This window comes from Ruminococcus sp. OM04-4AA (genome assembly GCF_003462585.1).
In the GTDB taxonomy this organism is placed as follows: Bacteria; Bacillota; Clostridia; order Lachnospirales; family Lachnospiraceae; genus Mediterraneibacter; species Mediterraneibacter faecis.
Window position 1 is genome coordinate 1 of record NZ_QTZH01000165.1, and the last position, 782, is coordinate 782.

General features: G+C 46.0%; 1 protein-coding gene. It reads left to right on the plus strand.

Translation table 11 applies throughout. From position 1 onward, the window contains the following. On the plus strand, positions 1-650 hold a 650-nt coding region (locus tag DXB52_RS15940; RefSeq protein WP_147343405.1), incomplete at its 5' end, for a 2-hydroxyacyl-CoA dehydratase family protein. Positions 651-782 lie beyond the last annotated feature (132 nt).

A 782-nucleotide genomic window follows, 5' to 3' on the forward strand; every position in this document is an offset into this window, starting at 1 on the left:
CAGTTAAGCTGGAGAATGAAGTGCGTGCATCCTTGAAGAACCTTTATGGAGTAATGAGACATGATCCTGCACCGATCAAAGGACATGACCTTTTCCGCGTTCTGTACGGAAGTGGTTTTAAGCTCGACCGTACATTGATTGCCGGAGAAGTTGACGCACTGACAGCTAAGATCGAGAAAGAATATGCGGAAGGAAAACGTGAAGATAAGAAACCTAGAATCTTGATCACCGGATGTCCGATCGGCGGTGCAACGGAAAAGATCATCGACGCTGTTGAGAATAACGGCGGAATCGTTGTTACATTTGAAAACTGCTCCGGTGCAAAATCCATTGGTCGTCTGATTGACGAAGATGCTGAAGACATTTACCAGGCAATCGCAGAGCGTTACCTCTCTATCGGATGTTCTGTTATGACTCCAAACCCGAACCGTCTGGAACTTCTCGGAAGGCTGATCGACGAGTACAAAGTTGACGGTGTACTTGAGATGACACTTCAGGCATGCCACACTTATAACGTAGAGACTCTTTCCATCCGCCGCTTTGTAAACGAGGAAAAAGGAATTCCATACATGAACGTTGAGACAGATTATTCCCAGACCGATGTCGGACAGCTGAATACACGTATTGCAGCCTTTATCGAGATGTTATAATCTGCTATACTTGAATTATTACGGTTACTGTTCACACGATGTGCGACCAGCAACGCATCTCGCCATTTTAAATCGCCTTTGGCGATGGGGCGAGATGCATTCAAGCCAAAACATGCATCCTCCGTGTCAATC